This is a genomic window from Deltaproteobacteria bacterium PRO3 (assembly GCA_030263375.1).
GTDB lineage: Bacteria > UBA10199 > UBA10199 > DSSB01 > DSSB01 > DSSB01.
Window position 1 is genome coordinate 36390 of record SZOV01000015.1, and the last position, 8053, is coordinate 44442.

Annotated in this window: 7 protein-coding genes; 5 read left to right on the top strand and 2 right to left on the bottom strand. The window is 62.9% G+C overall.

Going from position 1 to position 8053, the window contains the following annotated elements:
- Positions 1-12 precede the first annotated feature (12 nt).
- Both FBR05_04415 and FBR05_04420 read right to left on the bottom strand, forming a co-directional pair.
- Entirely contained in the window at positions 13-759 is a 747-nt protein-coding gene (locus tag FBR05_04415) for a hypothetical protein (GenBank protein MDL1871429.1), read from the bottom strand.
- The gene (locus tag FBR05_04420) at positions 752-1723 is read right to left on the bottom strand and encodes a MinD/ParA family protein (GenBank protein MDL1871430.1); all 972 of its coding nucleotides are present in this window, start codon (positions 1721-1723) and stop codon (positions 752-754) included. The genes FBR05_04415 and FBR05_04420 overlap by 8 nt, the downstream gene beginning before the upstream one ends.
- A gap of 129 nt (positions 1724-1852) precedes the next feature.
- Between FBR05_04420 and FBR05_04425 the strand changes: the two genes are divergently transcribed.
- From FBR05_04425 to trxB, 5 genes are all read left to right on the top strand, one after another.
- Positions 1853-2518, top strand: a complete 666-nt coding sequence (locus FBR05_04425; protein ID MDL1871431.1) for a tetratricopeptide repeat protein — start codon at positions 1853-1855, stop codon at positions 2516-2518.
- Positions 2519-2565: 47 nt separating this feature from the next.
- A complete protein-coding gene (locus FBR05_04430; GenBank protein MDL1871432.1) occupies positions 2566-3000 on the top strand; it encodes a single-stranded DNA-binding protein in 435 nt (144 codons plus the stop codon).
- 83 nt (positions 3001-3083) lie between these two features.
- Complete coding sequence (locus tag FBR05_04435; GenBank protein ID MDL1871433.1) at positions 3084-4820, top strand: hypothetical protein; 1737 nt, start codon at positions 3084-3086, stop codon at positions 4818-4820.
- A gap of 281 nt (positions 4821-5101) precedes the next feature.
- Entirely contained in the window at positions 5102-6859 is a 1758-nt protein-coding gene (locus FBR05_04440) for a hypothetical protein (GenBank protein ID MDL1871434.1), read from the top strand.
- A gap of 67 nt (positions 6860-6926) precedes the next feature.
- Positions 6927-7865, top strand: coding sequence for a thioredoxin-disulfide reductase (gene trxB / locus FBR05_04445; GenBank protein ID MDL1871435.1), 939 nt, complete (start codon positions 6927-6929; stop codon positions 7863-7865).
- The last annotated feature ends 188 nt before the right edge of the window (positions 7866-8053 follow it).

The following is an 8053-nucleotide window of genomic DNA, read 5'->3' on the forward strand; positions in this document are numbered from 1 at the left end:
AAAGATCAATCACTAAGCCTTCGGCAGGCCCAGCTCATAGAAGGGATCGGTGATCTCGTCTTCCTGGCGGAAGTCCTCGACCGGCGACAGGGAGATCAGGTCCTGGATCTCCTCGCGGCTGAGCAGGGCCGGCGCCTCCGGCTTGACCGCTGCGGGTTCCTCCAAGCGTGGCTCCGAGACAGCGACCGGAAACGGCACAGGCGACGAAGGCAGGATCGGCGGCTTCGCCAAGGTCTTTTGAAACTCCTCCCAAGCGGTGAAGCGCCATCCGCCCGCGGCCTCGGCCCGTCCATGGAAGAGGCTCACCCGCACGCCGTTCAAATAGCTCAGGAGATAGCGGACGTCGGGATCGATCTCGAGGGCGAGGATCCAGACCTTCATCAGGAGGGAGCGATTTTCCAAGACCTGGGGAAAGAGATGGGGCCACAGCGCCCGGTTGCGTTGGATCCAGTCGTAGTCCGGGAGAAGCTTGGAGACGGTCTCGGCGTCACAGCGCCGCTTCACCCAAAGAAATACCAGCTCGCCGGAGGGATGCAGGGCCACCCAGTCGACGCACCCTTGACCCTCGCGGATCGGGAAGTCCCGGTCCACCGCCTCGAGACCGCGCTCCAATTTGGACAAACAGGCCGGAACCGCCTCGCGCAGGGCCTCCAGCTCGTCGCGGCGGCCGCGCACGACCTGAAAGGTCTTCTTCAGCGCCTTCTTGGGCCGCTTCAACATCTTGGAGACCGGTTCGCGCTGCCAAAATTTCTTACTCATGGGCCTGCCGCTCGAGCTTCGCGAAGTAGGAAGGAATGTCCGCGTCGCGGCACTGCCGTTTCTCCCAGGCCCGGTAGCGCACGAAGAGCTTGGCCTCGATGCCGCGCAGGCAGGCGGTGACGAAGGCCTTGGGGTGCGAGAGCACGGCCGGCCTTTGGATCGCGATGGAGTGCAGCAGGTAGCGGTCGAAGGGGATGTAGCCCAGGCTGTTGAGCCTCACGCCCGAGAGGTGCTTGGCGACGACTTGCCGGAGCTTTTTCATCGATTGCTGAAATTCGGTCTCGTCGCGCACCCGGTTCATCACGACGTTTAGCTCGCGGGCCGGCGCGCCGTCGTCCTGGGCGAGGCACTTGACCAGACCGTAGGCGTCGATCAAGGCGGTAACCTCGGGGTTGGTGACGACGATACGGTCGTGGGCGGGCTTCATCCATTGCAGATTGGCCGGGGAAATCCCCGCGGCCAAGTCGACCAGGACCATGTCGTAGTCCGGCTCGAGGCAGGCGAGCTCGCGGGCCAGGATGGCGATCTCGTAGGGCTCGAGGTTGGAAAGCCGGCTCGAGCCCATCCCGCCGGGCAAAAGCTTCACCCCGCCGGGGCCGGGCAGGATCACCTCGCGGAGGCCCTTGCGCCCCGCCAAAACGTCGCCGATGTCGCCCTGCGGCTCGAGGCCGAGCAAGAGGTGGTCGTTGGCCAGGCCGAAGTCGGCGTCGACGATCAAGACGCGCAGGCCGCGCTGGGCCAGGCTGATCGCAAGGTTGGTGGTGAAAGTGGTCTTGCCGGTGCCGCCCTTCCCGCTCGCGATGGCGAGCACTTGGCATTGGGCGGGGGGCATCGAGGCCTCGGGGCGCTCGGGGGCGTCTCCGAATTCGAAGGGAACGGCGACGGTTTCATCCGTCAGGGCGAAGGCGGGCTCCCCCGAGCTTAGACCGGCCTCCGCGACAAGATCGATGGACCTTGAACTCAACTAGACCTCGACGATCTGGGATTTTTTTGGAATGCGCGGGCCATTTGACACGATTGGCCGCAAAAAGCAAGGTCCAATCGGCTCGGGACTCACGTTGACAAAGGGATGGGGGCTGTCTAGGAACCCTCCATGCGAAGATTCCCGCATTGGCTGCTGTTCGCCGGCCTGCTCGTCGCCTGCGCCGCGCCCAAGTCGATGCCCGCCGACATCGACCGACTGAAAAGCCCGTCCGAGCTGGGCGAGGCCTCGCGCCGGGCCTACCTGGCCGCCCGCGACGCCGCCGCGAAATCCGACAAGCTCAAGCGCGCCCACGAGGGCATCGTATACGCCGACAAGTGCCTGAAGGCCGATCCCCAGGCCGCCGACTGCCTCTACTTCCACGCCCTCAACACCGGCGTCTACATCAAGAACCACATCCCCAACTACCAGAAGGGCCTAAAAAAGATGGTCGCGAATTGCGAGGCCTTGAACCAAATTCGACCGGATTTCGAACACGCGGGCTGCTACCGCATCCTAGGCAACATCTTCGCCCAGGCCCCCTCCTTTTCGCTCAACCCCAAGAATATCACCCAAGACCTGGACCGCTCGGTGGGCTACCTGCGGGAGGCCGTGAAAATTTCCCCGGATTATCCGCTCAATCGCCTCTTTTTGGCCCGCAGCCTCGAGCAATCCGGCGACACCGAAGGGGCCCGAGCCGAGCTGAAGGCCTTCGACGCCCTCCCTAAGGACGGCCTCGCCCAGGACTATCCCGACTGGAAGAAAGAGCGGGATTCCCTGGCACAGAAGTTGCTGTAGATTTTTTCGAAGATTGTGTTAACGCCAACGAAACGGAGGATCCCCTTATGGCGAGCGTCAATAAAGTCATCTTGATCGGCAACCTCGGCAGCGACCCCGAGGTCAAGTACACGCCCAGCGGCGCGGCGGTGTGCAATTTCAACATTGCCACCAACGAGTCCTGGACCAACAAGGACGGCAAGAAGGAAGAGCGCACCGAATGGCACAAGATCGTGGTCTGGAGCAAGCTGGCCGAGCTCTGCGGCGAGTACCTAAGCAAGGGCCGCCCGGTCTACATCGAGGGCCGCCTGCAGACCCGCGAGTGGAACGACAAGGACGGCAACAAGCGCTACACCACCGAGGTGGTGGCTCAGACGATCCAGTTCCTGGGCGGACCGATGGGCGACCGCGAGGGCCGTCCCGCCGGCAATCGGGCCTCGCGCCCGGCCCCAGGGGTCGAGGCGGCCGCTCCCCTCGAGGTGGACGACGATATTCCCTTTTAAAGCAACCATTTCCGTTTTGATTCGAGAATAAGGCGTCATCGCAAACACCATGGGCTCGGGTGCGTGTATTAGGGGACACACCCATGGGCGATCCAATCTACGAACGTTTCCGCTTGCCCGGAATCTCCGTGCAGGAATGCCTGCAGGAGCCCTCCGATCCCAAGAAAGATCCGTGTAAAGTCGAGGCCCGCGAGGCCGAGACGAAGCTGAGCTTCGTCCTGGAGCGCCGCGAGGGCAAATTTCAGGTCGCTTCCGGCGATGCCGCGAGCGTGACTAAGGCCTTCCCCTCCTTCAAGCCGCCCGCGCGCGAGATCGCCGAGTACCTGACGGTCCGCGGCGAGTTCTTCAAGACCCTGGGCGACGAGCAGAAGCCCTTGGAGATCACCAAGCAATTCAAGTTCAAGCACCTGTTGGGCGAGGGCCAGACCGTGGAGGCCGCGATCGAGAGCTGGGTCAACGTCGTCGCGAGCTTCGTCTCGCACGGCCAGATGGAGCCGAAGGCCGCGAAGGCGAAGGAATTCCAAGAAGAGGCGGTCATGGTCGCCACCTATTTCTCGGTCGATCCGACGCTTCGCGCCCTCGCCGTGAAGACCCTTCAGGGTCTCAAGGGCAACGAGAAGCTGGGCGCCGAGAGCCGCAAGCGCGTCGAGTGGCTCTTGGTCGTGCTCTCGGTGCAGGAAGCGATGCTGGCGCATTTCAAGCCGACCATGGACAAGTCGCAGGCGATCAGCGACGAGCTGCGGGCGCGCAGCAGCGGACTGATCCAGTTCCTGTTCTGCAACCACATCCTGGCCGACAAGGGGACCAACGACAAGCTCGCCACGCCGTCGGTCCAGGGCAGCGCGAAGGTCTTTCACGACGTCTTGTCCAAGGTCGACCCCCACTATAATGCCGCGAAGAATTATTACGCCTACATCGCCTCCGCGATGAAGGCCTTGAAGGACACCGAGGTCCCCACCGCCTACCTCAAGGACTTCCGCACCCGCGCCAATTTCATCCAATCGGAGTACGAAAAGAAGGGCCGCGAGGAGATGCTGAGCCTCCTGGCCGGGCAGGAGGCCGAGAAGTCGCTTCGGGAATATTTGATCATCAAGTACGGCGACACGCCCGCCAAGGCGATGGTGATGGAGACCTTCCTGAAGCACATGAAGGTGAAGGTTGCCAAGGGCAAGCCCCATTTCGAGTTCAACATGGAGAAGGCCGCCAAGGAGATCCAGGACGACCACGCCGCCCTCCCCCTCGAGATGAAGGCCCGCGCCTCGGTCGCCCTGCTGGACGTCCTGCAAGGGCTCTTCGAGAAGAGCGGCAAGATGGAGATATTCTGGGACAAGAAGCTTCAGGAGACGGACAACTTTTACTCAAGCTTTCCGCTGATGGGCGCCAACAAAAACGCCCTGGAGAAGCTGATCCTCTGGGCGCGCGGCGAGGCGAAGGACGCGAAGGATCCCCTCGCCCCGCAAAAGATCCCGCATGTCGCCGTCCGCAAATGGACCCTGCTGACCGAGCTGGGCATCGGCGTCGCAGGCACCGCGACGGCGCTGTCCCTGTTGGCCGTCGACGAGAGCGAGGAGCGCTGGTGGGGCCAGGGCGCGGCGACGATCACGGCCGGGGCCGGCTTCGGCGCGGCGGCGGGCAACGCCCTCTCTTACGCCCTCGACATCGACCAGGGCGATTGGGCCTTCGACTTGGGGGGCTCCCTCATCGGCGGACTGGCGGCGGGCCTGACCTACGGTTTCTTGGTGCCGAAGCCCGGCGGCGGCCAGCTACCCCCGCAGCCCGATCCCGGACGCCGTTACCCGGTCGATCCCTACGGGCCCTAAGACGCCAAGAAGCGGTAAAAGCCTTTCATCGCAACTTTTGCCCTCGTCTTCCGAGAAAGAGGCACCTAAGCAACCCACACCTCGAAAACGGCCTCTGATCCGTTTTTGAGGAAAACTCTGTATTTTCGGGTATTTAGGTACGGGGCACACAGGGAAGCTGTCTGGCTTCCTCACAGAGATTTTCCTCATCCGCGGACACGGCGCGGCCTTCGACCTGCCGTTCCCGGACCTCCTTCCTTGTGTTTCCCGCCTAAGCACCTCACGAATAGGGCGGAAACACGATGAGCGATCCAGCCACCAAGCTACCCACTTACAATATTTTTGAAATCCGCAGCACGACCGCGGAATGTCTCGAGGCCCCGGCCGACCCCGCGAAGGATCCTTGCAAGATCCAGGCGGAAGAAGTGGAGAGCGGGCTCAGCATCTCGCTGGAGCGCAAGAACGGGACATTCCAGCCGGCCTCCGCCGATGCCGCCAAGCTGCTCAAGGTATATCCGAACTTCCGCGCCCCCGCCGCCGAACTGGCGGAATACTTGGCGGTCAAGGCGGAGTTCTCCAAGGTCTTCGGCGACGAGCAGAATCCCTCCGACATCTTCAAAAAGATCAGCATCGTCTTCGAGGGCAAGGAAGTCCCCGACAAAAATCGGGCGATCTTCAATTGGTTCAACATCACCACCAACTTCATCTCGCACGGCCAGCTGGAGCCGAAGCACGCCAAGATGAAGAGCCTGCAGGAGACCACGATCAAGGTCGGAGCCTTCGCCTTCGCCGATCCGGTCTTGGGGACGATGGTCGAGAAGGTCCTGAAGGGGCTCAAGGACAACAGCAAGCTGTCCTCGGAGAGCCGAAAGCGGGTCGAGTGGCTGCTGGGCATCTACGCGACGCGCGAAAAATTTTGGGCGGCGATGAAGCCGGCGATGGACAAGTCGCAGAGCGTCAGCGACCAGCTGAAGCCGCGCAGCGTCGACTTGCTGATCGTCCTCTTCGCCAACCACGTCCTGGCGGAGAAGGGTTATGCGAGCTATCTTTATTCCGACGAGGTCAAGGGCGCGGCGAAGGTCTACCACGACATCTTTTCCAAGATCGATCCCAACTACAACGCCGCGAAGAACTATTACGCCTTCATGAGGGACTCGGTCTCCAGCCTGCGGAGCGTGGACCTCCCCGAGGCGGCGAAGAAAGAGCTGCTGCTGCGCATCGCCTTCCTCGAAAACGAATACGGCAAGGCGGCCCAAAAGGAGATGACGGATCTCCTCTCGGCCCAACCCGCCGAGTCCGCCTTCCGCGAGTACCTCGAGATCAAGTACGGCGACACGCCGGCCCGCGCCGGCGCCCTGAAGATCATCCTCGCCGGCCTGACCTTCAAGTCCGGCGAGGAAGGCACCGGACATTCCTTCGCGATGGAGAAGATCTCCCGCGAGCTGCACCTGTGGGTCGACGGCAAGGCCGGGGACCAGCGCAAGGAGGCCCTGGAGGCGATCAATCACCTCTTGAAGGCCCTCTTCGAGAAGGACGGCAAGATCGAGGTCTTTTGGGACAAGCAGGTCCAGACGACCGACAACTTCTACAAGACGGGCAATTTCTCGATCCTGAGCAACAACAAGAAGGCCTTGGAGGATCTGATCGTCTGGGCGCGTAATGCCGCCACCGAGGAGAAGCTGAAGCTGTCCCCGGATAACACGCCGCACGTCGCCCTGCGCAAATGGACCTTGGGCACCGAGCTCGGGATCGGCGTGGCGGGGCTGGGCGTCGGCACCGCCTTGGCCTTCGCGCCCATCAAGGACCAGAACGGTCAATACTTCACGCAAGGAAGCTCGATCATCTTGGGCTCCTCGGCCCTCGGCGCGGCGGGAGGGAATCTCCTGTCCTACAAGCTCAACGTCACCAAGAACGCCTGGCTCTTCGACGCCGGCGGCGCCTTGGTCGGCGGTCTGCTGGGCGGGCTGATCTACGGCCTGGTCACCCCGCCGCCTCCGGCCTTCGGCGGCGGAAAGACCGATCCCGGTCAGAGGTTCCCGGTCGACGGCTACGGGCCTTGAGGTTTGACAAGGCCCGCCCAAGGGGCTAACGGTAGCACCTCAAAATTCATCGTTTAGAGGTGCATTCATGAGTTCTCCTGTCCACAAGGTCGTCATCATCGGATCCGGCGCCGCCGGCCTCACCGCCGCGGTCTACGCCGCGCGCGCCAACCTCGAGCCCGTCGTCATCGACGGCACCCTGCCCGGCGGCCAGCTCACCACCACGACCGAGGTCGAAAATTTCCCCGGCTTCCCCGAGGGCGTGATGGGCCCCGAGCTGATGGAGCGGATGCGCCAGCAGGCCCAGCGTTTCGGCACGCAGATCCAATTCGACCAGGTCCTCGAGGCCGACCTGGCCTCCAACCCTAAGAAATTAAAGCTGGGCCAAGGCGAGATCCAGGCCCACGCCGTCATCATCGCCACCGGCGCCTCGCCGAAGCTGATCGGCCTCGAGGCCGAAAAGAAACTGATGGGCCGCGGGGTCTCAACCTGCGCCACCTGCGACGGCGCCTTTTTCCGCAACGCCGACCTGATCGTGGTGGGCGGCGGCGACTCGGCGATGGAGGAAGCGACCTTCCTGACCAAGTTCGCGAAAAAGGTCTACGTGGTGCACCGCCGCCGCGAGCTGCGCGCGAGCAAGATCATGCAGGAGCGGGCCTTCAAGAACGAGAAGATCGAGTTTATCTGGGATTCGGCGGTGGAGGACATCCTGAGCGAGGGCAAGAACGAAGTCACCGGCGCCCGGATCAAGAACCTCAAGACGGGCGAGACAAAAGATATGAAGGTCGACGGCGTCTTCGTCGCAATCGGCCACACGCCCAATTCCGCGCCTTTCGCCAAGCAGCTGAAGACCGACGAGAACGGCTACATCCTGGTGACGAAGGGCTCGGCGACGGACATCCCGGGCGTCTTCGCGGCCGGCGACTGCGTGGACCACGTCTACCGCCAGGCCATCACCGCCGCGGGCATGGGCTGCATGGCGGCCTTGGACGCCGAACGATATCTGGCGGCGCAGGGGATTGAGTAGGCGCGTGCCTTTGCTTATTGCCCTCCCATCTATTGCACAGGCTCTCTTCCTCGCCACCACCGGCCGTGAGGCGATACCCTCCCCCAGACCTACGGCCCGGTCGGGCTAGTTGATTCGCGAGCCCGGAGCAAGTCCGGTCTCGCTAAAGCCCAGGGGGAGAAATCCTTTCTCCCCCTTCAACCCCCATC

What these genes read in the sequence shown, in the direction of transcription:
- FBR05_04430 (MDL1871432.1), top strand. Translation starts at nt 2,566, where the DNA reads ATGGCGAGCGTCAATAAAGTCATCTTGATCGGCAACCTCGGCAGCGAC.
- FBR05_04425 (MDL1871431.1), top strand. Translation starts at nt 1,853, where the DNA reads ATGCGAAGATTCCCGCATTGGCTGCTGTTCGCCGGCCTGCTCGTCGCC.
- FBR05_04415 (MDL1871429.1), bottom strand. Translation starts at nt 759, where the DNA reads ATGAGTAAGAAATTTTGGCAGCGCGAACCGGTCTCCAAGATGTTGAAG.
- FBR05_04435 (MDL1871433.1), top strand. Translation starts at nt 3,084, where the DNA reads ATGGGCGATCCAATCTACGAACGTTTCCGCTTGCCCGGAATCTCCGTG.
- FBR05_04440 (MDL1871434.1), top strand. Translation starts at nt 5,102, where the DNA reads ATGAGCGATCCAGCCACCAAGCTACCCACTTACAATATTTTTGAAATC.
- trxB (MDL1871435.1), top strand. Translation starts at nt 6,927, where the DNA reads ATGAGTTCTCCTGTCCACAAGGTCGTCATCATCGGATCCGGCGCCGCC.